Below are 25,446 nucleotides of genomic sequence, written 5' to 3'. Positions count from 1 at the left end.
GGCGGCCCCGGCTCGAACTTCTTGCCACTTCGAATAAACTGTCCAATAACACGGTCGTCCCACCAGTTCTCTCCAGCGACGAGCACGCTCCGCTGCGGTTTGGGAACATCTCGGTAGCGACCACGAGTAGCGTAGTGGACGCCAGCAGCGACACGAGCGACGACGAGCGGAGGCGGCGCTACGCAACGGGAGAAACGACGGCGAGGAGGAGCGCGGTTACTCGCTGCTGACCTTCGCGTACAGCTCGCGGCCGAGCGGCACGCCCACCCAGAAGACGAGCGCGCCGAAGATGGCCAGCCAGAACATCGACTCCAGTAGTATCAGCGCGGCTTCGCCGAGCATCGAGAGGTCACTCGGCGGCGCGCCAGTGAGCTGGGGACCCGCGAAGCTCGGGGTCTTGTACCAGCCAGCCAGCACCATCCAGATGAGGCCCGCACCCGTCAACAGGCCGAGCCCTTTCGCGAACTCGTCAGCCATTATCCGAAGGTTCGTCGCCGCTGTCTTTATCCTTTGCCATTCCGCTGGCGCGGAACCGCGAGGAGAACGCGTACACGAGGCCGCCCGCCGCGATGAGACCGACGCCGAGCGCCGCGAACGCGACGTTCACGTCCTCGGGCGCTGCCCGTCCCGCGTTCGTCGCGGTGTCCAGCGCGACGAACCCGAGCACGACCGACACGACGGCGAACAGCGTGGAGAAGACTGTCACGGACTTGTAGAGCCGGTCGGGCACGACCACGTCGCGGCCGCGTTCGTCGTCACCCATTAGCTGGACGAACGGGCGGCCGATACTTCACTGTCGCGGTCGACGGGAAACAGGCGCACTGAGAACGAGGAAAGGAGAGTGTGAGGCGGGAGAGGTGAGGAACGTCGGCGCGGGTCGAAGCCGGTTACTTCGGCGGCCGGAGCTTGTAGTAGCGGCGGTTGAGGTCGTACATGTACCCCTCGCGCATCGTCTTCAGCAGGGCGTACGAGATGGCACCCGCAATCGGCGGCACGAGGAACGTCAGGTCGAACAGGAGGTGGGGATTGATGGGCACCAGATTCTTCATCGACAGCGCGCTGATGGTCACCGCGAACACGACGCCCATCACGCCGATGGCCGCCCAGAACGGCTGCTCGACGGGGCGGCGCGCGCTCCCCTTGTTGAGGAACGGAACGATGGCGATGAACCCGACGACGACGAGGTTGGCGAGCACGCCGTACGTCCGGTCGGCCATCAGCTTCTGCCCGCCGAGGATGGCGAGGTCGGGGTTCAGCGGACCGAGCTTGAGCAGGCCGAACGACCAGTAGAGGTACCAGTCCGGCAGGATGATGCTCGGCGTCTGGCTCGGGTTCGCGGGCGCGCCGAGGTGCGGCGGGAGCGTCGACGCCAGGAAGAAAATCATCCCGACGAAGAAGCTCGTGAGCGCGAGGTTCCGGATGAGTTCGTGGGGCCAGACCGGGAACGCGAGCACGTCGCGTTCGACGTAGTCGGACTCCTCGCGGAGGTCCTGGTCCTCGCGGCGGGAGCGTTCGAAGTACTCGTAAGTCAGCCGGGAGAGGCCGGTCGTGCGCTCCTTGCGTTCGCGCCACGTCGGCGTCTCGTCGTCCGGCGGAACGATGCCCGTGCCGTCGGTGCGAGCCGCGTCGTCGGTGTGTTCGTCGTCTGCCATGGTTTTAGTGGGGTTCCGCGATGCCCTGCATCCAGACGAGTCCGAGGTGGATGGCGATGACCGTCGTCACCACGAACGGGAGCAGGAACACGTGGAGGATGTACATTCGCTGGAGTGTCGGCTGCCCCGGCGAGAAGCCGCCGAACACGAGCTGTGCGACCCATTCGCCGATGAGCGGAATCGAGAGGCTCATCTCGACCCCGATCTGTCCGGCCCAGAACGCGAGCTGGTCCCACGGGAGCAGGTAGCCGGTGTACCCGAAGACCATCGTGAGACTGAGCAGGACGATGCCGATGATCCAGTTGACCTCGCGGGGTTCCTTGTACGCGCCCGTGAAGTAGACGCGCAGCATGTGGAGGAACACCGCGGCGGTCATCACCTGCGCGGCCCACCGGTGCAGCGACCGGAGGAAGAACCCGAAGTTCAGGTCCGTCATGATGGCGGCGACCGTGCTGTACGCGACGGTCGCGCCCTCGATGTCGACGGAGCCGGCGGCCGCGGACGGCGAGTAGTAGAACCCGAGCAACGCGCCGGATATCGCCGCGACGACGTACGCCAGCGTGGAGAAGAACCCAAGCGAGTACAGGGGGTACCAGTACCAGAACTTGTTGTCGAGGTTGTACTGCTCGGTGTGGCTCTTCGGCATCTGGAGGTTGACGCGGTAGTACAGCGTCTCCAGCAGTTCGAGGTAGTCGACCAGCCGCAGCCGCTTGTCGAGCCAGACGAGCGTCGCGAGGAACGTGTGCTCGATTGGCGTGAGGTCCTTCTCTTCGAGCCACGCGTCGTGGTCGTGGTCGTCCTTGCGTTCGACGCTCATCTATCCGTCCTCCGGGCGCGGGTACGCCGTGAAACTACGCTTGACGATGCTGTACGGGTCGTAGATGGACTGGTGGCACGCACAGTAAATTTTGTCCCCGGCACCCTCGTAGTTCGAGGACCGGTAGCCGGGCACACAGCAGTAGTGCGTGCACTTGTTGAGGAACGCCATGAAGCCGTCCTGGGTGGCGGCGTCGAGCCACTCGCCGACTTGGCCGCTTGCTTGCTCGACGGCGTCTTCGAGGAGCGTGCTCCTGATGACCTGCACCGGAATCGAGTTGTCCGTCTCCTGGGAGCGCCACGTCACTGACGCGGGCTTCCCGATGCCGGCTTCGCCGTACTGGTTGTCCCACGTCTCGTAGTCTTCGAAGTCGTCGACGTGGACCTGCCCCGAGCCGGGCTGCCACTCGTAGGCACTCGAACCGCCCGAGTACCGGAAGTAGTTGTCGCCCTCGTAGCTCGGCTGGATCCCCTGGTAGTCCTGAATGCCGCAGTACTGGTACCAGTCGACTTCGTACGTGATGCCGCCGAGGTCTTGGCGGGCGACCTGGACGGTCTCGCCCTGCTGTTCGACTTCCTGAATCTCGGGGTAGACGCCGCGGAGGTACCCCTCGTCGTCGATTTCGATGGGAACCATCGGCATCGCACGCGGGGCCGGGCCGTCGGTGTTCTGGACGCCGAAGTACGTCGTCTGGCCGCCGCCGGTCCCCGTCTGGTTGGTGACGGCGTCGAGGCTGGCCACGCCGGCCGTACCGACGCCGGCCACGCCAGCGCTCCCGACGACGCCCTTCACGAAGCGGCGACGCCCCGAACTCTCTGGGTACTTGTCAGACATAGTTATTTCTCGTAGTAGGGGTAGATTGCCTTCTTGAACTGTTCGCCGACGTCACCGAACGCGGATTCGCCGTCGACCTGGTCCTCGCGGACGTAGAGGTCTTCCCACTTGCGCCGGCGCTTCTTCACGATCATCACGTCCGGCAGGAACTCCTTGCGGTAGAGGAGCAGGACGAACGAGAGGTCGATGAAGATGGCCGCGAGGAGGAACCCGAGGTACATGTTCCCGACCGGGTCGACGCCCCAGCCCGTGATGAGGCCGTACGCGAACACGGCCACGAACGCGATTTCGACGAACGTCAGCAACACGATGGCGATGGTCGCCGCCGTGCTCTCGCGGGCGGGCTCGTACCGGTGGATGTCGCCGTAGTTGGAGCCTTTCGAGGACATTTATTCTTTGTTGGGTGCGCTCGCGTTCTGTGATTCGCCGTACTTGAGGACGAAGAAGGCGTAGACGAGCGACACGATCATCATCAGGATGGTCGCGATGCCCACGAAGTGTGCCTGAAACGGCACGCCCATCTCTTCGGGGTTGAGCTCGGCCTCGCCGCCTTCGCCGCCGGGTGCCTGTCCGCTCTCGTTGACGACCACGTTGCCGACCATCCCGAGCGCCTCGTGGGGGTCACAGACGTAGTGGTACTCGCCCAGCGGCCCGTCGAACGTGTACGAGTACGTGAACTCGGGGCCGGTGATTTCGGTCTGGACGTCCCAGTCAGCGCCCTCCGGTACGTCGGTCGCGTGGACGTTGTGGCCTGCCGACCGCCACACCCACTCGACCGTCGCGCCGCGCTGAACGTAGACGGTCTCGGGGTCGAAGACGTTCTGGCCGTTCGGGCCGACCTCGACCGTCTTCGTCGTCCCCGCGCCCGGGAGTTCTTCGCCCTCGCCGGAACCGCTACCGTCGGTCGTGGCGTTCCCGGAGGTCGTGTTGTTTCCTTCGCCCTCCTGGACGGCGGCGGACGTGGAGGACGACCGAGCGCCGGCTGCGCCGATGGCTGCAGCGCCGCCGGCCGAACCGGTCGCAATCTTCAGAAAGTCCCGCCTCTTCATACAGTCGTGAGTCAGGATGGCTCCCGCATAAACCCACCGATGGCCGCGCGGGACGAGACGCGCCGTACGCCGGTTCTACCGGCGTTCAGGGGGCGTCGGAGTGGTCCCGCTGGCTGTCCGTTTCCGGGACGAACGACGGGCGCTCGCCGTCGCCGAGCCCCGCCGAACGCAGCCGGTTGCGAAACTCCTCGGAGCGGAAGCGGTCCGACAGCCGGGCGTTGGCGACGACGACCAGCATTAGCGCGCCGAACAGCACGAAGCCGACGCCCGCGATGACGGCGATGATGGCGGAGTTCCCGAGTGGGTGGAGTTCCAGGGTCGTCCCCGCGACCGTGCAGGCGCGCGCCGTTGACCCGGTGACCGGTGGACACCCCCGCACGAGCGGGTCGTAGACGAGCGGGGAAAGCACGAGGAGGAGGCCGACGACGACCTGCGCGAGGCCGATGTACTGGAGCAGCGTCGTCCCGAGGCCGCCGCTCCCCTCGGGGACCTCCTGTGGGTCCGGGAGGCCGGCGTTCTCGGGCGCGTCGGGGACGTCGTAGTCGTCCATCGAGCAGAGCGCGACCGTCGGTTTCACGTCCCGGAGGACGGTGCCGCGGCCCTCGACGGTGCCGTCGGCGTAGACGACCGCGTACCCCTCGTCGGAGTACGCGAGCACGACGGGTTCGCCGTCGATGGTGTCGCGTTCGACCACCGCGAACACGTCGCGGGTGGCGACCCGGTGCCGGAGGTCGGCCTCCACGCGGTCGAGCAGCTGTTCGCCCGTAATCCACGTGTCGGGGTCGAAGGCGGCGTCCCACTCCTCGGCGGACAGCTCGGCCATCTCCTTCGGGCCGAACTCCTCGAAGTCGACCTGTTCTCGGAGGTCCGCCGGCGTCTCAGCGTCGGGCTCCTCGTCCGGCGCAGGCTGTCCGCCCTCGCCGGCGTTGGAGTCAGTCATCACCTCGAAGTTGCGCGTGAAGCGGGTAAACGCTTCCGACCTACACGACGACGTAGTCGACGTTCGTGTCGTTGGCATAGACGGTCACGTCGACGGACTCGTAGGCGAGGATTGCCTTGTCGAAGACTGTCTCGTTGCCGCGGTCGACGACCACGCGCACGTCGTGCCCGCGGTCGTGTATCTCCCGCGTGAGAGAGACCTCGTTACCGGCGGGGACGTCGTAGGTGTCGGCGTCACCGTCGGGTGCCAGCGTCACGGAGACGTTCTCCACGCCCGCGCTGGCGTGCACCGAGAAGTGGTCGGGGGCGTGCGACGTGCCGACGCCCGTGTGTGGTTCGGTCGTGTCACTGGTCGTCTCCGTCGGTGTCGCCGTCGGCGCAGTCGTCGGGACCGTCGTCTCGCTACCGGTCGGCGCGAGCCCCGCACAGCCCGCGACGGCGACGAGGAGGGCGACTGCGGCGATTCGCGTCGAGGACATAGCCAGAACCTGCGGCCGAGACCGGTAAACGTCTTGTGTCAGTCGCTCCCGCGGTTTCCGCGTCGAGGGAACGAAGCGAACCCGTTTAGTCGCGTCGCGCGAACCTCCCGGTATGGTCGCAGACGTGACGGTGGCGAGCGTGGCCGCGCTGCTGGTCACCGCGAGCTTCCCGTGCTACCTCTACGGCGCGTGGATAATCGTCGACGCCGAGACCGTCACGTGGGGGACGCTTAGACACCACCTCGCGTACATCTTCCTCGGGCTCGCGCTCAACACCGTCCCCGTCGTCGTCTGGATGGTTCCCGCGCTGTTCGACCAGCTCGGCGGGTTCGCCGTCGTTCACGCGTTCTTCGGCGTGCAGGCGTACGCGCTGCTGGCGTTCGCGCTCACCGGCATCGTCCCTATTCTGCGCGCGAAACGCGAGTACAACCTCTACCACGACCCCGACCAGGACGTCGACCTCGACGAGATTCACGAGAACATGAGCGCGTGGCGGCTCCGCCTGCGCGCGGGCGTCATCGGATACGTGCTCTGCTGGCTGGTGGCGTGGGTGCTGGGCGTCGCGCGGTTCGTGACGAAGTACGAGACGGAGTTCTGAGGACCCTACCGCCCGCGAGGTCCCTACCGCCCGCGGTACCAGACGTAGCCGAGGACGACCGCGAGGACGAGCAGCCCGCCGGCGAAGAACAGCACGCCCGGCGGGAGCCCCTGTGCGGCCGACTGCGACGCGGTAGTCGCGGCGGTCGTCGTCGCCTGCGCCGTTTCCGTGGCCTGCTCGTTCATGATGCCGATACCTCCACCATCGGTCGTCGCGGCCGCCGTATCGCCCGACCCGCCAGTCGTCTGGTAGTCCGTCGGTGCACCCTGTCCGCCGAACAGCCGCTGGACGACGAGGCTCGCGACGCCGAGCACGCCGACCGCGCCGAGCACGCGCAACAGCCGCTCTTTCAGCGACGGCTTCGACGCCTCGTCGGCGGCGAACACGACCAGTGACTCCGAGGCGGGCGCGTAGACGTTCATCTCGCGGCCCTGCTCGGAGTACCACGTGTCCGCGACCTCCACGAGGTCCGCCGCCACGAGCTTCTCCAGGTGGTACGTCGCGTTCTGGAGCGACGTTCCGACGTCGTCGGCGACGCTCGACGCGGTGTCGGGCTCCTCGTACAGCGCGGCGAGGATCTCGCGAGCGGTGCTCGAAGACAGCGCTTCGAACACCTCGTCGGCGGCGTCCTCGCGGATGCCGACCACGCGCGAGCCGTCGCCGCGCTCGACGGTCGACCGCGACGGGAGTAAGCGGTTCCCAGCCATCTACGCGGGGCTACACGTCGCTCCCTCAAAGCACCTCCTAAAGCTAAAGCTCCGATTTGACTCTGTCGGCGGGAGAGCCAAACGCGCGCTTACCGGCGGCTTACCACTTGCTGCCGTCGGCGAGGTCGACGTCGTGCTGGAGCTTCGAGGACGGACAGACGTCTTCGAGCAGGCAGTCCGAGCAGTCCGGGTTGCGCGCGGTACACGTGTCCCGGCCGTGGCTGATGAGCCAGTGCGTGAAGTTCTGCCAGTGTTTGCGCGGGACGACGTCCATCAGGTCCTCCTCGATGGATTCGGGACGTTCCTCCTCGGTGATGCCGAGCCGCCGCGAGATGCGCTGGACGTGTGTGTCCACGACGATGCCCTCGGTGATGTCGTGGCCGTGCTGGAGCACGACGTTCGCGGTCTTCCGCCCGACGCCGGGAAGGTCCGTGAGTTCGCTCATCGTGTCCGGAACCTCGCCGTCGTGCGCTTCGACGATTTGCTGGCAGGCGTTCTTGAGATAGCCGGCCTTGCTGTTGTAGTACGTAATCGAACTGAGGTCCTCGGCGAGTTCGTCCTCGTCGGCGTTCGCGTAGCCCTCCGGGGACTGGTACTTCTCGAAGAGGTGGGCGGTTTCCTTGTTCACCCGCTCGTCGGTGCACTGCGCGGAGAGAATCACGGCGACCAGCAGTTCGAGGCGGCTCGAGAAGTTCAGCGAAATCTCGGGCTCGGGGTACTCCTCTTCGAGTCGGTCGATGACCTCCTCGACCTGCGCCTCGCGCGTGTCCAGCGGTGTTCCCATACCAGGAAATCGACCGTCCACCCCTTCCCTGTAACGGAACCGGCGCGGCGAACGTTCAAATACGAAGACGGGACCACGGCCACGCGTGACCTGACGACGGCGGCAGGGTGTTCGCGGGAGCGCGGCACGCCACTCTGCCGACCCGCCGACGCGCGTGCCGCCTGTCAGCCCTACGTGCCACCCGGTTCCGTCACCTGCCGGCCGGCTTCCGGGACGTTTATGCGCGCGACAGACCCCCATCGGGGTATGAAAGCGACCGCGCGAGCCCACCCGATTCAGGGCATCGTGAAGTACCACGGGATGCGGGACGAGCAGCTCCGGCTCCCCTACCACGACTCCATCAGCGTCTGCACCGCGCCGAGCAACACGACGACGACCGTGGCGTTCGAACCCGACCGCAGCGAGGACAGCTACGTCGTCGACGGCGAGGTCGTCGACGGCTCCGGGGCCGACCGCATCCGGAAGGTCGTCGATGAAGTGCGCGAGCGCGCGGGCGTCGACCACCGCGTGCAGGTCGAGAGCGTGAACAACTTCCAGTCGAACATCGGCCTCGGGTCGTCGGCGTCCGGGTTCGCCGCGCTCGCTCGCGCGGCCACCGAGGCCGTCGGCCTCGACCTCTCGCTGCCCGAGGTTTCGACCATCGCGCGGCTCGGGTCAGCATCCGCAGCGCGCGCCGTCACGGGCGGGTTCTCCGACCTCCACACGGGCCTGAACGACGAGGACTGCCGGAGCGAGCGCCTCGACGTCCCCGACGAGTTCGTCGACGACCTCCGCATCGTCATCGCGAAAGTCCCGTCGTACAAGGAGACCGGGCACGCGCACGCCGAGGCCGCGGACAGTCACATGTTTCAGGCGCGCCTCGCGCACATCCACGCGCAACTGGCGGAGGCACGGGACGCCCTCCGCGAGGGTGACTTCGAGCGCGTGTTCGAGACCGCCGAGCACGACTCGCTGTCGCTGGCCGCGACGACGATGACCGGCCCGTCGGGGTGGGTGTACTGGAAGCCGGACACCATCGAGGTGTTCGACGCCGTCCGCGAACTCCGCAGCGAGGCGGACGTGCCCGCCTACTTCTCGACGGACACCGGCGCGACCGTCTACGTCAACACGCGCGCCGAGCACGCCGACGAGGTCGAAGCGGCAATCGCGGACTGCGGCGTCGAAACCGACGTTTGGAAGGTCGGCGGCCCCGCGCACGTGCTTGACAAGAGCGACGCGCTGTTCTAACCCGCGCGGGCGGGTACGGTTTTGACCCTGGCTCGCGTAGCCAGTCATATGCGCGTCGTCGTACTCGGCGGTGGTTACGCGGGCGTCGTCCTAACCGACCGGCTGGAGCAGCGCCTCCCGGCCGACGTCGACCTCGTGGTGGTCGACGACACCGGCGACCACCTCGTCCAGCACGAACTCCACCGCGCGATACGCCACCCGGAGTTCGCCGCCGACGTCGTCGTCCCGCTCGACGACATCTTCGACCGAGCGCGCGTCGAGGTCACGACCGTCGAGCGCGTCGACCGCGACGTCCGACAAGTCGAACTCGCGGACGGCACCAGCCTCGACTACGACGTGGCCGCGGTCTGTCTCGGCGCGGAGACCGCGTACTACGGCCTCCCGGGCGTCGAGTCACACGCCAGCCCGCTGAAGCGGCTGCCGGACGCTGCACGCATCCGCCACGAGTTCGAGAACCTCGTCGAGTCGGGCGGCGGCACGGCCGTCGTCGGTGGCGCTGGCCTCTCCGGCGTGCAGACGGCGGGCGAACTCGCAGCGTTCGCGCGCGAGAAGGACGCCGCCGTCGACGTCGTGTTGCTCGAACAGCGCGAGACGGTCGCGCCGTCGTTCCCTGAGCAGTTCCGGGATGCGGTCCGCGACGAACTCGATCGCGAAGACGTCGAGGTGCGCACCGGCGTCACCGTCTCGCGCGCGAGGGCCGAGGCAATCGAAACCGACGACGGCGACGTGGCGTACGACGTGTTCGTGTGGACGGGCGGCATCCGCGGCCCGGACGCGGTCGGCGGCGAGCGCGTGAACGTTCGCGCGGACTTCGCCGTGGACGACCACACGCTCGTGCTCGGGGACGCCGCGCGCGTCGTCGACGCCGAGGGGACGGCAGTACCGGCGTCCGCGCAGGCGGCCGTCCGCGAGGCGAAGGTCGCGGCGCGGAACGTCGAGGAAGTGGTCGCAGACCTGCGTGAACACGACGACGGCTTCCGGCCCCGACTCGAACGGTACACGTTCGACTCGCCGGGCTGGCTGGTGAGCGTCGGCGACGGCGCGGTCGCGCAGGTCGGCCCGAGCGTGTTCCGCGGCGCTGCGGCGAACGCCGTGAAGTCCGGCGTGGGTGCGAGCTACCTCGCGTCCGCCGGCAGCATCCGGGATGCGGTCGGGCTGCTCCGCGAGGAGTTCGACCTCGCCGGGGAGTGACCCGGCTCGTGTAACTTGACGGCCAATCCAGTTTTACGGGACCCAACCGACTAGACGAGTATGACGGCCGACAGTTCCGCGGCTTCGGGTCCGCCCGTACAGACCGACGGGAGGGGGTCTGCAGAGGGCAGCGACGCGCTCGACGGCGACCACACGGTTCTCGTCGTAGATGACGAGGCGGAGTTCGCGGGGGCAGTCGGCAACTGGATAGACCAGCGGTGGAATGCGGTCGTCGCGACCAACGGCGAGGAAGCCCTCGAAAAGTACGGCCCCCACGTCGACGCCATGTTGCTCGACCGGCGGATGCCGAAGCTCTCCGGCGACGAGACCCTCCAGCGGATACGCGAGCGCGCCGGGAGCGCCCGCGTCGCGATGTTGACAGCGCTTGAGCCCGACCTCGACGTGGTCGAGTTGGACTATGACATGTACCTTGAGAAGCCCGTGGACCGCGGAGAGGTCGTGGACGCCACTCGGGAGCTCCTGGAGCGCGCGAACTACACGCGAGAACTCCGGGCGCTGTACGCGCTCAGTTCGAAAGTTGCCGAGTTGCAGGCGCGCTACGACGAGGCGGAGCTGGCCGACGACGAGCGCTTCCAGCGGCTGCAGACGGAGTTAGAGCGCGTGCGCGAGCAGGCTGCCTCGCAACTCGACGGCACCGACGACAGGACGATGGCCGAACTCCTGCAGGTCGTCGAGGACGCCGGCCGGTAGTCGTCAGGTCGACGCCACGGGGAGCGTGATGCGGACGACGGTGCCCGTGGGTTCGTTGTCCCGGATTTCGACGCCGCCACCGTAGGATTCGACGGTTTTGCGCACGAGGAACAGCCCGAAGCCGCTGCCGGAACTGTGTTCGCCGAGTTCGCCGCGCTCGAACACTGCTTCCTTGCGGTCGTCGGAGATGCCGGGGCCGTTGTCCGCGACCCGGACGGTCACCCAGTCGCCGTGGCGTTCGGCGTCGACGTGGACTCGGGGCGTCTCCTTGTCGTTGTGTTCGACGGCATTCGTGAGGACGTTCTCCAGCACTGGTTCGAGGAGTTCGTCGGCGCTCACGGCGACCTGCGGGATGTCGCCGAGCGAGACGACCGCGTCCTCGTAGGCGTTGCGCGTGCCGTCGGCGACGTCTTCGAGCGCCGGCCGGAGGTCCACGGGCCGGAGAACGTGTTCGTCGTCCTCGACGAGGGACTTGGTGTAGGTGCGCATCGTCTGGACGAACTCCGCCATGCGGTCGAGGTGGTCGAGGAGGACGTCGCGGTGGTCGTCGAGTTGTTCGTCGTCGGCGTCGTCGAGCGTCTGGAGGCGGGCCCGCACGACCTGGATGTCGTTGAGGAGGTTGTGGCGGAGCGTGCGGTTGATGAAGTCCAGTTCCTCGCGCTCGGCCGCGAGTTCGCGCTCGTAGTCGAGGCGGCCGAGCACGTCGTCGAGATGGGTAGCGAGCACGTTGACTGCGTTGAGTTCGCGAGTGGCAAGGTGGGCGACGAGTTCGACGCGGCCGCGGTCCCCAACCTCGGCAACCGTGTTGAACGTGCTGTCGGAATCGTCCAAGCCGGCGACGACCTCGCCGTCGAGCACGACGCGGACGTCCGAGGGAGCGTACAGTTCCTCGACGGCTTCCCGGGCGAGCGCGGCGGCGCGGTCGCGGCTTTCCGCGTTCACGAGCTTCGACGCGTACTCGTGGAGGAGGTCGAGGCGTTCGTTGGCTTCCCGCTCGCGCGCGAGCTGTTTCTGCTCGGTGACGTCGGTCGCGACGACGTAGACGTACGTTCGCCCGCGGTCGGTTTCGTAGGGGACGAACTGGACGATGAATTCGCGGGCGTCGTGGTCGCCGCGGTCGCCGTACGCGACTTCGTGAACGCCGTTCGCTACGCTGTACGCGATTTCCTGAGTCGTCGTCTCGCCGCCGTGGTCGCCGTCGAACAGTGACGACACCGACGTCCCCGCGAGGCGGGAAGCGGCCTCGATGGCGGCGTCCGGGTCGTCGAACGTCTCCCGGAAGCGCTCGTTCGTCGACGAGACGGTGGGCGAGCAGTCCGCGAGTTCGACGGTGGCGACGGCGTCGCTGGTGTTCTCGAAGAGGCCGGCGAGGCGGTTCCGTTCGACCTGGAGGTCGCGGCGGCGGCTGTCAGAGCGCGCGCGGTAGACGCCGATGCCGAACGACCCGAGCGCGCCGACGACGACAGCGTCGAGCGCGATGACGTACGGCTTGAGTTCGTGCATCGTCCACAGTTGGATGGCGACAATCCACGCGAACAGCGCGGCCGTCGCGACGAACCCGGCGAACGTCGTGGACACGACCGTGGTGGCGTGGTCGCTGTCCCACTCGGAGCGCGCGAGCCAGACGCCGCCCGCGACGAGGAGGGCGGCGAGCGCGAACAGGGTGACGTTCTCGACGAGCGAGGGAAGGATGCCCCAGCCGAGTTCGGTGGTGTCCTCCCAGACGTCGTACAGCGGCACGGCGAACAGCGCAGCACCGAGGAAGGCGACGGCGTACCCGGCGAGCCGCCGGCGGCTGTCCGATGTCAGGGAGTCGGCCATTTGTCGCAACTGCTGGCAGCAGGCAGTTAAGCGTACTCGCCGAACCGAGCGCGAGCGCGCCGAATTACGCCGTGTTCGCGCGCGGCAGGTCGACGACGAACACGGTTCCACGGGGCTCGTTGTCGGTGACGCGGACGTTGCCGTCGTAGTGGGCGACGAGCGTGTGCACGAGGTCGAGGCCGCCGTCGGCGTCGGCGAGGACGGCGGGGTCGACGCCGGGGCCGTTGTCGCGGACTTCGAGGTGCACCGTGTCGTCGACGGGTTCGACCGCGACCTCGACCCAGGGGTCGTCGGCGTCGTTGTGCTCGGCGGCGTTCTCCACGAGGTTGTCCACGACCGTCTGGAGGGCATCGTTCGCCCACACGTGCGCGGACTCGGGAAAGTCGGTCCTGACAGTGACGCGGTAGGCGTCGGCGACGCGGTCAGCGGCAGTCTCGGCGAACGCCGTGAGGTCGACGGGTTCGAGGGTCGCGTCGTCGGTGATGGTGTTCGCGATGGTGGTGGCGTTCTCGACGCGGTCGAGCGCCTCGTTGGTCTGTTCGCGAATCGTCTCGGTGCGGGATTCGACCGATTCGTCGTCGGTCCTGGTAGCGAGCAGCTCGGCCTGCCCGCGGACGATACCGAGGCTGTTGCGGATATCGTGGCGGAGCACGTCGTTGACGAACGCGAACGCGTCGCTGGCGTGGGATGCGCGCTCGGCGTCACGGCGCGCGCGGACGTAGAAGACGCCCGCGACGAAGCCGGCGAGCGCGCCGACGCCCGTGTAGACGAGCATCGGGAACACGGGTTCGGCGACACTGCGGCCCTCGAACTCGCGGACGGCGATGGTGAGGAACGTGATGGTGGCGAAGAGCGTGCCCCCGACCGCCGACCAGGTCGCGACGAGCCAGCGCCTGTCGGTCTCCAGGTCCGCGGTGTGCAGCCAGTAGCCGGCTGCGAGGAGTGCCACGGCGGGGACGCTGTCGACGACGAATGCAGACAGCGGCCCGCTGACGTGGTTGATATGCTCGATTTCGGTGGCGTGGTGGGCCGCGGAGACGGCGAGCAGGCCGACTGCGAGCCCCGCGACGCCGGCGACCGGCAGGTGTCGTTGCACACCGCCCATATGGGAAGCGACCGGAGACGCTAACTTAGTTGTTTGTAGTCACGAGGCGGGTGAACGACGCGAAGAAGGAGTTCTCAGTTCTCGGGGTGCTGGAGCGTGAACGGGCTGTCCTTGCCGGGAGTCGCGCGCAGGACGCGCTGGACGCGGTTGTACCACTGGTCGTAGAACCGGCGGCGTTCGGCGTCGGACGCCTCGCCCGCGACCAGTTTCGGAATCAGGTCCGTCACGCTGTCGCCGTCCGCGCGCGGCGGCGACGTGCCGACGGCTCCCGGCGCGAACGAGACGCGGACGCTGTCGTCGGTGTCGAGGCGGTGGAACACGAACGTGCGGCCGGGGCCGTCGAGGTCTGTGAACGACAGCAGGTTCTCGCGGCCGCCGTAGCCGCCGAACCCAGTGAAGCCGGTCTCGCGGTCCGCGCCGGTGACGTGGCTGACGACGTTCGCCATCGGGCCGAGGCCGTGGTCGTCGGGTTTGCCGCCGACTTCGACGGCGACGTCGCTGCGGACGGGGAGGTCGTCGGGGTAGAGGTCGTCGAGCGCGAGCTGCGTCGCACGGAACGCGCCCGCGACGGCGGGGCAAGCGTGGCCCGCGGCGAGCACGACTTCGGGGAAGCCGACGACCAGCGGGTCGCCCTCGGGGACGACGCCGAGCAGTTCCGCGAGCGGGTCCCGGACCGCGATGGGGTCGGCGTCCCCGAGGTGCTGCCAGTTCGTTCGCTCGGTGCCGCGTCTCGGTGTCGGGTCAGTCGCTGAGTCGAGGAGGTCACTCATGGATTTCGAGGTAGGTGGTGTACTGTTTGCGGAGGACGCGCCGCCGGCGCTCGACGACGGCGAGCAGTTCGTGCGGGGTCTCGGCGGCGAGTTTCGGGTACTCGGTCTTCGCGCGGCGGTCGGTGCTGTGGATTTCTAGTACCGCTCCCGCGGGGAGGTCTTCGAGCGCGCGCTGCACGCGCACGATGCCGTTGGCACAGCCGCGGCCGCGGTTGTCGACGGTGCGGTCGGGGTCGACGTCGGGTTCGGTGTCGGGGACGTCGAGGTCGGGCATCAGTCGCCCACCTCCTCGTCCATCTCCGCGAGGTCACAGACGCCGTCGATGGGCGAGCACGCGCGCCACATCGGGCACGCGAGGAAGATGGCGAACAGGACGGCGACGAACCCGAGTTTCGCGAGCACCGCGAGCCCGACGGTCGTGCCGACGTACGTGCCGGCGCTGGTCCCAAGTGCGTCGACGGCCTGGTAGACGCCGGTCGCGACGAGCGTCGGGATGACGAACCGCACCGTCCACCGGAACCGTCCGAGCTGTTCGCCGGCCGCTTGGACGACGGGCGGCGTCGGACGGAGTTGGCCGGTCGGCACGGCGACGAAGATGTTCCAGACCGCGCCGCCGACCCACGCTGCGAACGCGAGCAGGTGGACCGCCCGGGAGACTGCGGAAACGGTCCCGCCACCCGCGAGTGCGACGTCGGTGATGGCAGACAGCGCGACGGTGAGGACAGCGCCCACGAGCGCGAGAACGCCGGCGAGCGTCCGGAAGCGTTCGGGCACGGGGGCGTCGTCGAAGGTGTCGATGGCCCCCGTAGAGACGGTGGCACCGAGCGCGACGGCGAGCGCCACGCGGAGCCCGGGCGGCGCGTCGGCGTAGACGACGGTGAGTAGCGCGACGCCAGTCGCGGCGAGCACGGCGAGCGCGGCGACCGCGATGCGGTCGAAGCGCCGGTACATCTCCGCGCAGTAGTCGGCGGCGGCGTCGACGTCCCCCGGGCGGACGAAGCCGTGTTTCCAGAGCAGGCCGCCGAGGAGCACGCCGAGCGCGACGAAGTAGCCCCACTTGGCGAGTGCCAGCACCGGCGACCACTGCCCGGTGAGGTCGAGGGTCAGCGCGGTGCCGACCAGCGACGCCGCGAGGATGACCGCAAGCGCGGCTTTCGGGAGGAGATACTTGTCGAAGAGTTCGTCGGCGACTGTGCCGGCCGGCTCGTGGGTCACGTCTGCCATCGCGACTGGAACACCTCGCCCGGTGATTAGGCACACCTAAACTAAGGGCTGTGCGCGGACATGTTCGGCTCCAATCACGCAGCCCCAACCGAACATCTCCGGACGCAAGCCTTTGCGCGCCAGCGGCCTACGTCGAGGTGATGGACGCTTCGACGCGCGACGCCGAGGTCGGCGTGGAGTGGACGCGAGCGAGCGCGAGCGAGCGCTGCGCGCCGGTCCAGCGGAAGGTTCGCTACCTCGAAGTCGTCATCGAATACCGGGGGCTGGAGGCCACGCGGTTCGGCGGCGCGTTCTTCCCCGACGCCGTCCCCTACACCTGCGGCGAGGCGGCCCGCGTCTTCTACTGGCGTTCGGTCCTCGACGCCGCCACGCCCCCGGCGAGCGAGTGGGACCACGTCTGCGCGACGCCGTACCGCGTCCAGCCAGCGAGGGAGGGCGAGCGAGTCACACCGGCGCTGACAGCCGACGACGGGCGGACGGTCGTCGTGGAGGGGACGGTCGGCGGCGACTCGACGGAAGCCGAACTCGCAGCGGGCGTGGCTCCCGAGGTGACCGTCGAACGGGTGGCCGGGGGCGAGGTAGTCGTCGCGGCGGCCGGCGACTGCTACCGCGTGGAGCGCGGGGAACGCCACGAACTCCCGCTCGGCGAGCAACGGGTCGAACCCCCCGACGGCGAACGCGCGACGGCGACGCCCGTGCTGACCGTCCGGTACCCGGGCGAGCGGACGTTCTACCATCCTGCCGTCGACGCGTCCTACCGGCTGTTCCCGTCGTTCGGGCTCGACCTCGATAACGTGTCGCACACGCTAAACATCGAGCCCGGGCCGAACGTCGGCGAGGACGCAGTCGCCGCGGCACTCGGCGTCGATCTCGATTCGCGGCCGTACGCCGAGCGCGTGCTCTGGCAGGCGTTCGTCCACACCGCGTTCGGGGACGACGCAGCGCCGACGCTCGCGCAGTTCCCGGGCGGCCTGCTCGCGGTCTGGCCGGGCGAGTGAACTCGACTACTCGTCGGCCGGTCCGAGGTAGTCCCACGCCCGCAGGCAGTGACTGTCGGCCTCGATATAGTGCTTGACGTCGTGGCCTTCCTCGTGGACCCGCTGCGCCACGTCCCCGATGCGGGCGGTGTCTGCGGGGACGAACAGAAACTTCGTCGGTTCCACACCGACCAGGCGCGGGGTGCGACCAAAAGAATGCTGACCACCCCGAGCGAGGAACGTCTCAGTTCCGCCATAGGTCAACTCCCGGAATTGCGACCGGACCCGAGTGATTCCGCCGAATGCGTGGTGAAAGGTGTCATATCCGGAATCCATTTATACCAGCTGCCTGTTAATGCGTGGTATGCCATCAAGAGTCAATCGGCGCGACGTCATCCGCGGGCTCGGAGCTGCAGGTGTCGCCGGGCTCGCCGGCTGTACCGGCGGCGACGGCGGCGGCAGTGACGAGACGACGACCGGCGGGAGCGTTGGCGACACGAACACCACCAGCGACGGCGGCAGCACCAGCCGGACGCTCATGCAGGGCGTCCTCCTGCCGACGACCGGCGACCTCGCGGACCTCGGCGCACCCATCCGCGACGGCGCAATCCTCCCGCAGACGCTGCTCGAAGGCGAGACGGACTTCGAGCTGGACTTCTCCGTGCAGGACACCCAGACCGACCCCAACGCCGGCCAGTCCGCGGCGCAGACGCTGCGCAACGGCGGCTACCCCGCGGTCACGGGCGCGGCGTCCTCGGAGGTCACCATCGCCGTCGCGGAGAACGTCTTCATCCCCTCGGGGATGGTCGGCTGCTCGCCCGCGAGCACGTCCCCGGCCATCACCGACCTCGAAGACAACGGCCTCATCTTCCGCACGCCGCCGACGGACGCCCTGCAGGGCCAGGTGCTCGCACAGGTCGCCGTCGAACAGCACCAGGCGTCGACCGCGGCGACGATGTACGTGAACAACTCCTACGGCCAGCTGCTCGCCGAGAGCTTCAACTCGGCGTTCCAGGACCAGGACGGGCAGGTCGCCCAGGAGGTCTCCTTCCAGAAGGGACAGTCGTCGTACACCTCGCGCATCTCGCAGGCGCTCAACGACAACCCGGACGTCATCGTCGTCATCGGCTACCCCGAGAGCGGCATCCAGCTGTTCCGTGACTTCTACTCGGACTTCGACACGGACGTCCCGATTCTCGTCACGGACGGGATGCGGTCGGCGAGCCTCCCCGCGGACGTCGGCAACCCGCTGGACAACGTCACCGGCACCGCGCCGCTGGCGGCGGGTCCGGGCCGGGACTACTTCGACGAGCAGTACCAGGCCGAGTACGGCGAGGAACCCGGCGTGTTCACGTCGCAGGCGTTCGACGCCACCGCGGTCTGTCTGCTCGCGAACGCGGCCGCCGGCGAGAACTCCGGGGCCGCCATCGCCCAGGAGATGCAGAACGTCGCCAATCCCGGCGGCGAAGAAGTCACGCCGAGCACGCTCGCGGAAGGCCTCGAAATGGCCGCCGAGGGCACCGAAATCCAGTACTCCGGTGCGTCCAGCGCCGTCGACTTCGACGAGAACGGCGACCTGAAGGCCGCGACCTACGAGTACTTTGGCTTCCAGGAGGGCGGCGGCATCGAGACCCTCGACGAGATTCAGTTCTCAGCGTAACGCCACGACCACCCGTTTTTTCGACGCCACGCCCGACAGCGACGCGTCCCGCGCGCCGAGACGGATTCTCTGGGCTTGCGAACGCCACCAGCGTGTTTTGTCGGTGCCTGTGAAACTGCCGCGCGGAGAGTCATGCAAGCTACACGAATGCGAGTGGCGGCAGCGACCGCCCTCGTCGTCGTCTCCCTGACTGCGGGCTGCATCGGCGGGCTGTCGGCCGACGGCTCCGTCGACGCGAGCGCGGTCGGAGACGCAGTCGAACAGCGGTACGCCGCCCTGAACGGCTACGACGCGACGGTCACCCGCACGGTCGAAGTCGGCGACTCGACCACGACGGCCCGCGCGAACGTCACCGTCCGCGGCGACCGACGAGAGGTAACGTACACGGCCGGGCCGCGCGCCGGTGAGACAATTGCAGGAACGACCGACGGCGGCCCGGTTTTCGACGCCGGCACGAGCGCGGGAAGCCCCGCGACGGCCGCCGGCTACGGCGCGCTCGCGGAAGCACTCGTGCGCACGAGCGACGTCAGCGTCGAGCGCGTGACCACCTACGACGGCCACCGGGCCGCGGTCGTCGAACTGGACCCACAGGAGAACGCGACCGACGACGGAGCGAACGCCACGCGGACCGTCTGGGTCGACCTCGACCGCGAGATTCCCTTGAAGGTCGTCACGTCGTGGACGACCGCCGACGGCCAGTCCGCGTCGGTGACGGTCACGTACGACGACGTGACGCTCGTCCGGAACGAGTCCGCGAACGCGGAGGTGGCGGCGTGACGACCGACCGCTCCGCCCGCGGCAGCGTACGCGGCGTGACCATCGTGCTCGTCGTCGTCGGCGTGGTGGTCGGCGTCGCGTTCGCGCCCCAGGCGTGGGGGTACGCCACCGAGCCCGACGGTACGGTCGCCGTCGTGGAACTCCACGGCACCATCACGGGCGACTCCGCGAGCGCGGTCGTCGACGACCTCCGGGAAGCCCGACAGAACGACTCCATCGAGGCGGTCGTCCTCGACGTGGACAGCCCCGGCGGGACCGCATCCGCGAGCGAACAGCTCTACCTCGCGGTGAAACGCACCGCGGGCGAGATGCCCGTCGTCGCGAGCGTCACCGGCACCGCGGCCTCCGGGTCGTACTACGCCGCCGCGCCCGCCGACAACATCTACGTTACGCCCGCCTCCGTCGTCGGGAGTGTCGGCGTGCGCGCCACCCTGCCCTCGGGCGGTGTGCCCGCCGGCGAAGTCGTGACCGGCCCGGACAAGGGCAGCGGCTCGACGCCGGACGAAGTGCGCGAGCGCGTCGAGACGCTGCGCCGCGCGTTCGTCGGCTCCGTCTTCGCCGAGCGCGGCGACCGCATCAAGTTGACGCGCGAGGAGGTCTCGCACGCGAAAGTGTATGCGGGCGCAAGCGGCGTGGAGAACGGCCTCGCCGACGAAATCGGCGGCGTCGACACGGCCATCGGGGCCGCCGCCGACGACGCCGGCCTCGACGACTACGACGTGGTGCGCATGGAAGCACCGCAGCCGTCGGTGCTCGCCCAACTCGGGCTCTCGACCGACGACGCCCCCGCGGACGCGACCACCGGGCAGGTGTTCGAGTACCGCGGCGTGGACACCGTCCAGTACCTGATGCTGCACGGGACAATCGAGGCGAATACGCAAACGGAGGTGACCGCGAATGCGAGCGCGTGAGGTTGCACGCGCCGTCGGCGTCGTCGCCGTCGTCGCTGCAGTCGTCCTCGCGGCGGCGTTTGCGGGCGGCCTGGTGTTGGGGTCGCCCGCCCAGTCCGACGCGCCCGCCGCGCCGGCCTACGACACGAACGAACTCGTCGCCGAGCCGATCGAGGACGGCGGGAGCGTCACCCCGCCCGCGGGCGACGAATCGAAGACCGTCGTGGTGGACGTGAGCCACGGCAACGACGTCAGCGAGGACGCCCTCCAGCCGCTCGTCGACGCGCTCGTCGCCGCGGATCACGAAGTCCGGGTGTACGGCGGCGGGTCGTCGAGCGGGTTCAACAGTCAGCCCGGCGCGGCGTTCAACGAGACGCTGCGCGGTGCGGACGCGCTCGTCGTCGCCAGTCCCGCAACGACGTACTCGTCGAACGAGGTGGCGGGCGTGGAAGCGTTCGCCGACGCGGGCGGTCGCGTGCTGCTCGCCGCGGAGCCGCCGCCGACGACGAGCACGACGTCGACCGTCTCGATTCCCGGCCTGACGTCCAGCGGGTCCGTGTCAGCAGCCGGTCAGCCGGCGAACCTCGCGGCGGCGTTCGGCGTGTCGTTCGGGAACGGCTACCTCTACGACATGGCCGAGAACGCGAACAACTTCCAGTCCGTCTACGCGAGCGGTGACGGCGGCGTCGCCGACGGCGTGGAGAGCGCTATCCTCACCGACGCGACACCCGTGACGACTGGCGGGGACGCCTCTCCGGTGCTCACCGCCAGCGACGTGTCGCTGTCCTCGACACGCGACGAGGCGTCGTACAGCGTCGCCGCGCGCAACGGGAACGTGCTCGCAGTCGGGGACACCGACTTCCTGACGTCGAGCGCCGCGACCGAGGGCGACAACGACGTGCTGTTGAGCAACGTCGCGGCGTTCCTCGTCACTGGAGACAAAGAAGCAGGCGCGCCGGCCAGCCCGTCCGGGTCGGCTGGCGGACAGAACGGAACCGGGACGCCGGTCGTGACGGCCTAGCCGCCGAGGAACTCCTGGCGGACCTCGTCGTCCGCGAGGAGCGCGTCGCCGTCGTCCATGTAGCTGTTCTCGCCGTTGACGAGCACGTAGCCGCGGTCACAACGGCGCAGCGCCTCCTTGGCGTTCTGCTCGACCATCAGCACCGAGGTGCCGTCGTCGTTGATGCGGTCGATGCGGTCGAACATCTCGTCGACGAGGTCGGGTGCGAGGCCCGCCGAGGGCTCGTCGAGCATCAGGAGGTCGGGGTCGAGCATGAGCGCGCGGCCCATCGCGAGCATCTGCTGTTGGCCGCCCGACAGCGACCCCGCCTTTTGGGTGGCCCGCTCTTCGAGAATCGGGAAGCGGTCGTACACCGACTGTATCTGGTCCTCGGGAACGTCGTCGAGGATGTACGCGCCCATTTCGAGGTTCTCGCGGACCGACAGCCCCGCGAAGACGTTCTCGTTCTGGGGGACGTAGCCGATGCCCTCGTGGATGATTTCCTCGGGCGGGAGTTCGTGGATGGGCGTCTCCTGGAACGTAATCGCGCCGCCCATGTACGTCGTCAGCCCGAAGATGGATTTCATCACGGTGGACTTGCCGGCCCCGTTCGGGCCGACGATGGTGACGTACTCGCCGTCGCGGACGTCGAGGTCCACGCCCGACAGCACCTGGAGGTCGCCGTAGCCCGCGTCGAGGTCGCGGACCGCGAGGATGCCTTCCTCGTCGTCGGGGAGTGCGGCCTCGCGGGAGGCGTGTTCGCTCATACGTTCCCCCCGAGGTAGGCCTCGATGACTTCCTCGTTGTTCTGTATCTGTTCGGGCGGCCCCTCGTCGAGGACGCGCCCCTGGTGCATGACGATGACGTGCTCGCAGTTCTCCATGATGAGGTCCATGTCGTGTTCGACGAGCAGGAACGTCAGCCCCTGCTCGCGGAGGTCGTGGATGCGGTCGAGGAGCTTCTCCTCCAGCGTGGGGTTGACGCCCGCGAACGGCTCGTCCAGCAACATCACGTCGGGGTCGGTCATCAGCGCGCGCGCCAGTTCGAGGAGTTTGCGCTGGCCGCCCGAGAGGTTGCCGGCGTACTCGGTCGCGAGGTGGTCGAGTTCGAAGAACTCCAACGTCTCCCAGGCTTCCTCGCGGCGGTCGCGCTCCTGGTCGACGACCTGGCCGCGCATCCCGGGGACGACCGAGCGCGTGATGGACTCGCCCTGCTGGTCGCCCGGCGCGAGCATCACGTTCTCCAGGACCGTCATCTCGTCGAGTTCGCGGGCAATCTGGAACGTCCGCACGAGCCCGCGCTGGGCGATGTCGTGGGGCTGGAGGCCCGTGACTTCCTCGCCGCGGAAGTAGACGTCGCCGGCGGTCGGCTCGTGGACGCCCGTGATGCAGTTGAACGTCGTTGATTTGCCGGCCCCGTTCGGGCCGATGAGCCCGGTCAGCGACCCCTCTTCGACTTCGAAGGAGGCGCCGTCGACGGCCGTGATGCCGCCGAACTCCTTGCGCAGCCCCTCGACTCGGAGCGGGAGGCCGCGGGGCACTTCCTTCGCGCCCTCCTCGATTTCGGAGTCGGCGGCTTCCGGTTCGAGGTCCTCGGGGACGTCGACGTCCTCAGGCACCTCCGCGTCGGCGATGTCGTCGCCGGCGTTACTCATCGTCGTCACCTCCGTTCTCGGCAGCAGGACTGCGGCCCGGGCGCGTGTCCGCGGCCAGCGAGACGCCGGCAGCAGTCTCCTTGCGCGCGCCGAGCAGGCCGTCCGGCCGGCGCTGGACGAGTACGACGAGCAACAGCCCCATGCCCATGAACCGGAGCGTGTCGATGTTGTTCAACAGGAACCCGGCCAGCGGCATGAGTTCGCCGCTGGCGATGGGGACGAGCGCTTCGATGAGGTTCGCGGGGTCCGCGGAGACATCGAAGGCGTTCGTGATGATGTTCCGGACGACCGGCGGCGCCTCGAACAGCAGGCTGGCGAACAGCGCGCCGCCGAGCACGCTCCCCATGTTCGACCCGGCGCCGCCGATGATGAGCGCGATGAAGATGTAGAACGTGATGTTCGGTCGGAACGTCACCGGCGTAATTGAGGCCCGCGGCCCCATCGCGAACCAGAGGATGCCCGCCAGGCCCATCAGCCCGCAGCCCAGCGCGAACGCGCGCACCTTGAAGTTCTGGGTGTCCTTGCCCAGCGACTGGGCGGCGGTCTCGTCCTCGCGGATGGCCTTCAGCACGCGGCCGTACGGGGACTTCCCCGTGCGCTCTAAGACGAGGTAGACGACCAGCAGCGCTACCAGCACGCCGACCGTGTAGACGGTGTTGATGGCGGTGAACCGCTGGATTCCGAACTGTTCGGCGAACGAGAACACCACTTGTCCGACCGCGGTCGGCTCCGAGATGGTGCTCGACGGGTCGCTCAACAGCAGCGTGTTGGCGGGGCTCGTCGGGAGGTTGTCGAAGCCGCTGGCACCGCCCGTGATGTCCGCGAACGCGGGCGTGTTGTAGACGATGCGGATGATTTCGGAGAGCGCGACCGTGACGATGGCGAGGTAGTCGGCTTTCAAGCGGAGCGCCGGCAGCGCCGCGACGAGGCCGACGATGGTCGCCGCGAGCATGCCGCCGATGATACCGATTGGCAGCGGGAGCCCGAGGCCGGCCGGACTGCCGGCTGGCGAACTGGACAGCATCGCGACGGTGTACGCGCCGACCGCCATGAAGCCCGCCACACCGATGTTGAACAGGCCCGCGTACCCCCACTGGATGTTCAGCGCGAGCACGACGATGCCGTACACCGCCGACAGGAACGTCACGCGGCGCACGAGCGCGAGCAGGCCGTTGTTCCCGTAGCCGAGCTGGGTGCCGAACGCGTAGAACAGCGCCCAGATGCCGAGGAACATCACCGTGACTTTCGCGGCGTCGTACGCGAAGAGCTTGCGCAGCGGGTCGAGGGCGTCCCGTGTGGTGGACTCGCTCATGCGGTCTTCACCCCCCCGAAGATGCCCGACGGGCGGAAGAGTAGAATGAGAATCATGAGCGCGAACGCGGTCGGCCGGGCGAACGACGAGAGGTCGCCCTGCAGCCAGATGAGCGACATCCGGCTCGCGAGCCCGATGACGAGCCCGCCCGCGATGGCACCGTAGATGGAGCCGATGCCGCCCATGATGACCGCCGCGAAGATGAGCAACAACAGCAGCCAGCCGGTCTGGAAGCCCAGCCCGCCCTGCGAGAGCACGAGCAGGTAGCCGGCGGCACCCGTCAGTCCGGCCCCGATGAGCCACGTCGACTTGATGACGCGCTCGGTCGGGATGCCGGTAACCTGCGCGAGCGCTCGGTTGTCGGCCATCGCGCGCATCGCCTTCCCGAGTTTCGTCTGCTGGAGGAGGACGTGGAGACCGACCATGAGTACGGCGGCGACGACCACGAGCGTGACCTCGTGGAGGTCGACGATGATAGCGCTGCGGGCCGGGCCGAGGAACGGCAGCGCGTCCGTCACCGCCTGCGAGACGTTCATCGACGGGAGCTGGTCGGTGGACGTGACGATGCGGCGGCCGTTCCCGAACACGAACGCGACCAGGTACCGGAGCATGAACGCCACGCCGATGGACGCGATGAGCAAGGAGATGCCGTCGGCGTCGCGCATCGGCCGGTAGACGAAGCGGTCGAGCACGAGCGCGACCGCGACGGTCATCGCGACGGCGACGACGAGCCCGACGACGATGGCCAGCGGCGACAGCCAGATGTTCGCGCCGGCGTCCAGCGGCGGCGTTTGGAGCAGGACGAGCGAGACGAGGTCCGCGTCTTCGAGGCGTGGTTGGCCGAGGCCCGTAACGGCGTTGATGGCCGTCTCGGTGATGGCCAGCAGGCCGCCGATGCCGGCGATGACGTACGTGACCGCCCACCCGGAGAACGCGCCCGCGGTGAGGTAGTCGCCGTGCGCGAAGTTGGCGAAGTTGAGGATGCTGTACGTCAGCGACAGGCCGATGCTCGCGAGGCCGATGACAGCGCCGATGACGACGCCGTCCCACGCCAGCCCCGCGGCTTCACTGAGGGGGACGTCCCCGCCGAACCAGAGCGCGAACCACGGGGTCTCGAAGGGGCCCAGCGAGACGCCCACGAGTTTCGCGAGCAGGTCCAGGAGGAGGACGGCCGCGACCGCCCAGACGACGGCCGCGCCGGGACTGCGCCGCGCGGCCCGGAGTCCGCGTTCTACTGTTGCGTTCGCTTCCATGTGTATTTCTCTCGT

Annotated in this window: 30 protein-coding genes; 9 read left to right on the top strand and 21 right to left on the bottom strand. The window is 68.5% G+C overall.

Going from position 1 to position 25,446, the window contains the following annotated elements; translation table 11 throughout:
• Positions 1 to 216: 216 nt before the first annotated feature.
• The 9 genes from LPA46_RS02770 to LPA46_RS02730 form a co-directional block, all read right to left on the bottom strand.
• Entirely contained in the window at positions 217 to 477 is a 261-nt protein-coding gene (locus LPA46_RS02770) for a DUF7314 family protein (RefSeq protein WP_230891272.1), read from the bottom strand.
• Positions 470 to 763, bottom strand: coding sequence for a DUF7315 family membrane protein (locus LPA46_RS02765; protein ID WP_157501088.1), 294 nt, complete (start codon positions 761 to 763; stop codon positions 470 to 472). The genes LPA46_RS02770 and LPA46_RS02765 overlap by 8 nt, the downstream gene beginning before the upstream one ends.
• Positions 764 to 887: 124 nt before the next feature.
• Positions 888 to 1,652, bottom strand: coding sequence for a cytochrome bc complex cytochrome b subunit (locus LPA46_RS02760; protein WP_230891271.1), 765 nt, complete (start codon positions 1,650 to 1,652; stop codon positions 888 to 890).
• A 4-nt stretch (positions 1,653 to 1,656) separates the two neighbouring features.
• Positions 1,657 to 2,469, bottom strand: a complete 813-nt coding sequence (locus LPA46_RS02755) for a cytochrome b (RefSeq protein WP_230889620.1) — start codon at positions 2,467 to 2,469, stop codon at positions 1,657 to 1,659.
• The gene (locus tag LPA46_RS02750) at positions 2,470 to 3,309 is read right to left on the bottom strand and encodes a ubiquinol-cytochrome c reductase iron-sulfur subunit (RefSeq protein ID WP_442908204.1); all 840 of its coding nucleotides are present in this window, start codon (positions 3,307 to 3,309) and stop codon (positions 2,470 to 2,472) included.
• Complete coding sequence (locus tag LPA46_RS02745; protein WP_230891269.1) at positions 3,306 to 3,692, bottom strand: DUF7318 family protein; 387 nt, start codon at positions 3,690 to 3,692, stop codon at positions 3,306 to 3,308. The genes LPA46_RS02750 and LPA46_RS02745 overlap by 4 nt, the downstream gene beginning before the upstream one ends.
• The gene (locus LPA46_RS02740; RefSeq protein ID WP_230891268.1) at positions 3,693 to 4,352 is read right to left on the bottom strand and encodes a plastocyanin/azurin family copper-binding protein; all 660 of its coding nucleotides are present in this window, start codon (positions 4,350 to 4,352) and stop codon (positions 3,693 to 3,695) included.
• An 85-nt stretch (positions 4,353 to 4,437) separates the two neighbouring features.
• Positions 4,438 to 5,292, bottom strand: coding sequence for a DUF7319 domain-containing protein (locus LPA46_RS02735; protein WP_230891267.1), 855 nt, complete (start codon positions 5,290 to 5,292; stop codon positions 4,438 to 4,440).
• Positions 5,293 to 5,332: 40 nt separating this feature from the next.
• Entirely contained in the window at positions 5,333 to 5,770 is a 438-nt protein-coding gene (locus tag LPA46_RS02730) for a hypothetical protein (RefSeq protein WP_230891266.1), read from the bottom strand.
• A 112-nt stretch (positions 5,771 to 5,882) separates the two neighbouring features.
• Between LPA46_RS02730 and LPA46_RS02725 the strand changes: the two genes are divergently transcribed.
• Positions 5,883 to 6,368, top strand: coding sequence for a DUF7321 family protein (locus LPA46_RS02725; RefSeq protein WP_230891265.1), 486 nt, complete (start codon positions 5,883 to 5,885; stop codon positions 6,366 to 6,368).
• 23 nt (positions 6,369 to 6,391) lie between these two features.
• Here LPA46_RS02725 and LPA46_RS02720 read toward each other — a convergent pair whose 3' ends face one another.
• Positions 6,392 to 7,075 carry an ArsR/SmtB family transcription factor gene (locus tag LPA46_RS02720; RefSeq protein ID WP_230891264.1) on the bottom strand — a complete coding sequence of 228 codons (684 nt, stop codon included), beginning with the start codon at positions 7,073 to 7,075 and terminating at the stop codon, positions 6,392 to 6,394.
• A gap of 100 nt (positions 7,076 to 7,175) precedes the next feature.
• Positions 7,176 to 7,859 carry an endonuclease III gene (gene nth, locus LPA46_RS02715; protein ID WP_230891263.1) on the bottom strand — a complete coding sequence of 228 codons (684 nt, stop codon included), beginning with the start codon at positions 7,857 to 7,859 and terminating at the stop codon, positions 7,176 to 7,178.
• Positions 7,860 to 8,105: 246 nt separating this feature from the next.
• On the opposite strand from nth, the gene mvaD reads away from it, so the two are divergent.
• Genes mvaD through LPA46_RS02700 form a run of 3 tightly spaced genes read left to right on the top strand, consistent with a single transcriptional unit; the run spans position 8,106 to position 10,988 of the window.
• The gene (gene mvaD, locus LPA46_RS02710; RefSeq protein ID WP_230891262.1) at positions 8,106 to 9,086 is read left to right on the top strand and encodes a phosphomevalonate decarboxylase MvaD; all 981 of its coding nucleotides are present in this window, start codon (positions 8,106 to 8,108) and stop codon (positions 9,084 to 9,086) included.
• Positions 9,087 to 9,134: 48 nt separating this feature from the next.
• Entirely contained in the window at positions 9,135 to 10,277 is a 1,143-nt protein-coding gene (locus LPA46_RS02705; protein ID WP_230891261.1) for an NAD(P)/FAD-dependent oxidoreductase, read from the top strand.
• A gap of 60 nt (positions 10,278 to 10,337) precedes the next feature.
• The gene (locus LPA46_RS02700) at positions 10,338 to 10,988 is read left to right on the top strand and encodes a response regulator (RefSeq protein ID WP_230891260.1); all 651 of its coding nucleotides are present in this window, start codon (positions 10,338 to 10,340) and stop codon (positions 10,986 to 10,988) included.
• A gap of 3 nt (positions 10,989 to 10,991) precedes the next feature.
• Here LPA46_RS02700 and LPA46_RS02695 read toward each other — a convergent pair whose 3' ends face one another.
• From LPA46_RS02695 to LPA46_RS02675, 5 genes are all read right to left on the bottom strand, one after another.
• Positions 10,992 to 12,809 carry a sensor histidine kinase gene (locus LPA46_RS02695; protein ID WP_230891259.1) on the bottom strand — a complete coding sequence of 606 codons (1,818 nt, stop codon included), beginning with the start codon at positions 12,807 to 12,809 and terminating at the stop codon, positions 10,992 to 10,994.
• 64 nt (positions 12,810 to 12,873) lie between these two features.
• Positions 12,874 to 13,914, bottom strand: coding sequence for an ATP-binding protein (locus LPA46_RS02690; protein ID WP_230891258.1), 1,041 nt, complete (start codon positions 13,912 to 13,914; stop codon positions 12,874 to 12,876).
• Positions 13,915 to 13,988: 74 nt separating this feature from the next.
• Positions 13,989 to 14,684, bottom strand: a complete 696-nt coding sequence (locus LPA46_RS02685) for a hypothetical protein (protein ID WP_230891257.1) — start codon at positions 14,682 to 14,684, stop codon at positions 13,989 to 13,991.
• Positions 14,677 to 14,958 carry a sulfurtransferase TusA family protein gene (locus LPA46_RS02680; RefSeq protein ID WP_230891256.1) on the bottom strand — a complete coding sequence of 94 codons (282 nt, stop codon included), beginning with the start codon at positions 14,956 to 14,958 and terminating at the stop codon, positions 14,677 to 14,679. The genes LPA46_RS02685 and LPA46_RS02680 overlap by 8 nt, the downstream gene beginning before the upstream one ends.
• Positions 14,958 to 15,908, bottom strand: coding sequence for a CopD family protein (locus tag LPA46_RS02675; protein ID WP_230891255.1), 951 nt, complete (start codon positions 15,906 to 15,908; stop codon positions 14,958 to 14,960). Before LPA46_RS02675 ends, LPA46_RS02680 begins: the two co-directional genes overlap by 1 nt.
• 140 nt (positions 15,909 to 16,048) lie before the next feature.
• Here LPA46_RS02675 and LPA46_RS02670 point away from each other — a divergent pair, with 140 nt between their 5' ends.
• Positions 16,049 to 16,906 carry a hypothetical protein gene (locus LPA46_RS02670; RefSeq protein ID WP_230891254.1) on the top strand — a complete coding sequence of 286 codons (858 nt, stop codon included), beginning with the start codon at positions 16,049 to 16,051 and terminating at the stop codon, positions 16,904 to 16,906.
• 6 nt (positions 16,907 to 16,912) lie between these two features.
• On the opposite strand, the gene LPA46_RS02665 is transcribed toward LPA46_RS02670, so the two are convergent.
• Complete coding sequence (locus LPA46_RS02665) at positions 16,913 to 17,071, bottom strand: hypothetical protein (RefSeq protein ID WP_230891253.1); 159 nt, start codon at positions 17,069 to 17,071, stop codon at positions 16,913 to 16,915.
• Between the two features lie 178 nt (positions 17,072 to 17,249).
• Here LPA46_RS02665 and LPA46_RS02660 point away from each other — a divergent pair, with 178 nt between their 5' ends.
• The 4 genes from LPA46_RS02660 (at position 17,250) to LPA46_RS02645 (ending at position 21,233) form a co-directional block, all read left to right on the top strand.
• Positions 17,250 to 18,545 (top strand): ABC transporter substrate-binding protein, encoded by a 1,296-nt coding sequence (locus tag LPA46_RS02660; protein ID WP_230891252.1) that lies wholly within the window; start codon positions 17,250 to 17,252, stop codon positions 18,543 to 18,545.
• Between the two features lie 147 nt (positions 18,546 to 18,692).
• On the top strand, positions 18,693 to 19,322 hold the full coding sequence (locus tag LPA46_RS02655; protein ID WP_230891251.1) for a hypothetical protein: 630 nt from the start codon (positions 18,693 to 18,695) through the stop codon (positions 19,320 to 19,322).
• On the top strand, positions 19,319 to 20,233 hold the full coding sequence (locus tag LPA46_RS02650) for a S49 family peptidase (protein ID WP_230891250.1): 915 nt from the start codon (positions 19,319 to 19,321) through the stop codon (positions 20,231 to 20,233). The genes LPA46_RS02655 and LPA46_RS02650 overlap by 4 nt, the downstream gene beginning before the upstream one ends.
• On the top strand, positions 20,220 to 21,233 hold the full coding sequence (locus LPA46_RS02645; RefSeq protein ID WP_230891249.1) for a DUF4350 domain-containing protein: 1,014 nt from the start codon (positions 20,220 to 20,222) through the stop codon (positions 21,231 to 21,233). Before LPA46_RS02650 ends, LPA46_RS02645 begins: the two co-directional genes overlap by 14 nt.
• Here LPA46_RS02645 and LPA46_RS02640 read toward each other — a convergent pair.
• Genes LPA46_RS02640 through LPA46_RS02625 form a run of 4 tightly spaced genes read right to left on the bottom strand, consistent with a single transcriptional unit; the run spans position 21,230 to position 25,431 of the window.
• The gene (locus LPA46_RS02640; RefSeq protein WP_230891248.1) at positions 21,230 to 21,979 is read right to left on the bottom strand and encodes an ABC transporter ATP-binding protein; all 750 of its coding nucleotides are present in this window, start codon (positions 21,977 to 21,979) and stop codon (positions 21,230 to 21,232) included. The two genes, LPA46_RS02645 and LPA46_RS02640, sit on opposite strands and share 4 nt — an antisense overlap.
• The gene (locus LPA46_RS02635; protein ID WP_230891247.1) at positions 21,976 to 22,866 is read right to left on the bottom strand and encodes an ABC transporter ATP-binding protein; all 891 of its coding nucleotides are present in this window, start codon (positions 22,864 to 22,866) and stop codon (positions 21,976 to 21,978) included. Before LPA46_RS02635 ends, LPA46_RS02640 begins: the two co-directional genes overlap by 4 nt.
• The gene (locus LPA46_RS02630; RefSeq protein ID WP_230891246.1) at positions 22,859 to 24,178 is read right to left on the bottom strand and encodes a branched-chain amino acid ABC transporter permease; all 1,320 of its coding nucleotides are present in this window, start codon (positions 24,176 to 24,178) and stop codon (positions 22,859 to 22,861) included. Before LPA46_RS02630 ends, LPA46_RS02635 begins: the two co-directional genes overlap by 8 nt.
• On the bottom strand, positions 24,175 to 25,431 hold the full coding sequence (locus LPA46_RS02625) for a branched-chain amino acid ABC transporter permease (protein WP_230891245.1): 1,257 nt from the start codon (positions 25,429 to 25,431) through the stop codon (positions 24,175 to 24,177). Before LPA46_RS02625 ends, LPA46_RS02630 begins: the two co-directional genes overlap by 4 nt.
• Positions 25,432 to 25,446: the final 15 nt, after the last annotated feature.

It is taken from the genome of Halobacterium sp. KA-6 (genome assembly GCF_021029015.1).
Lineage (GTDB): Archaea > Halobacteriota > Halobacteria > Halobacteriales > Halobacteriaceae > Halobacterium.
Note: the sequence above shows the minus strand (reverse complement) of the source record. Positions and strands in the feature narration are given on the sequence as shown.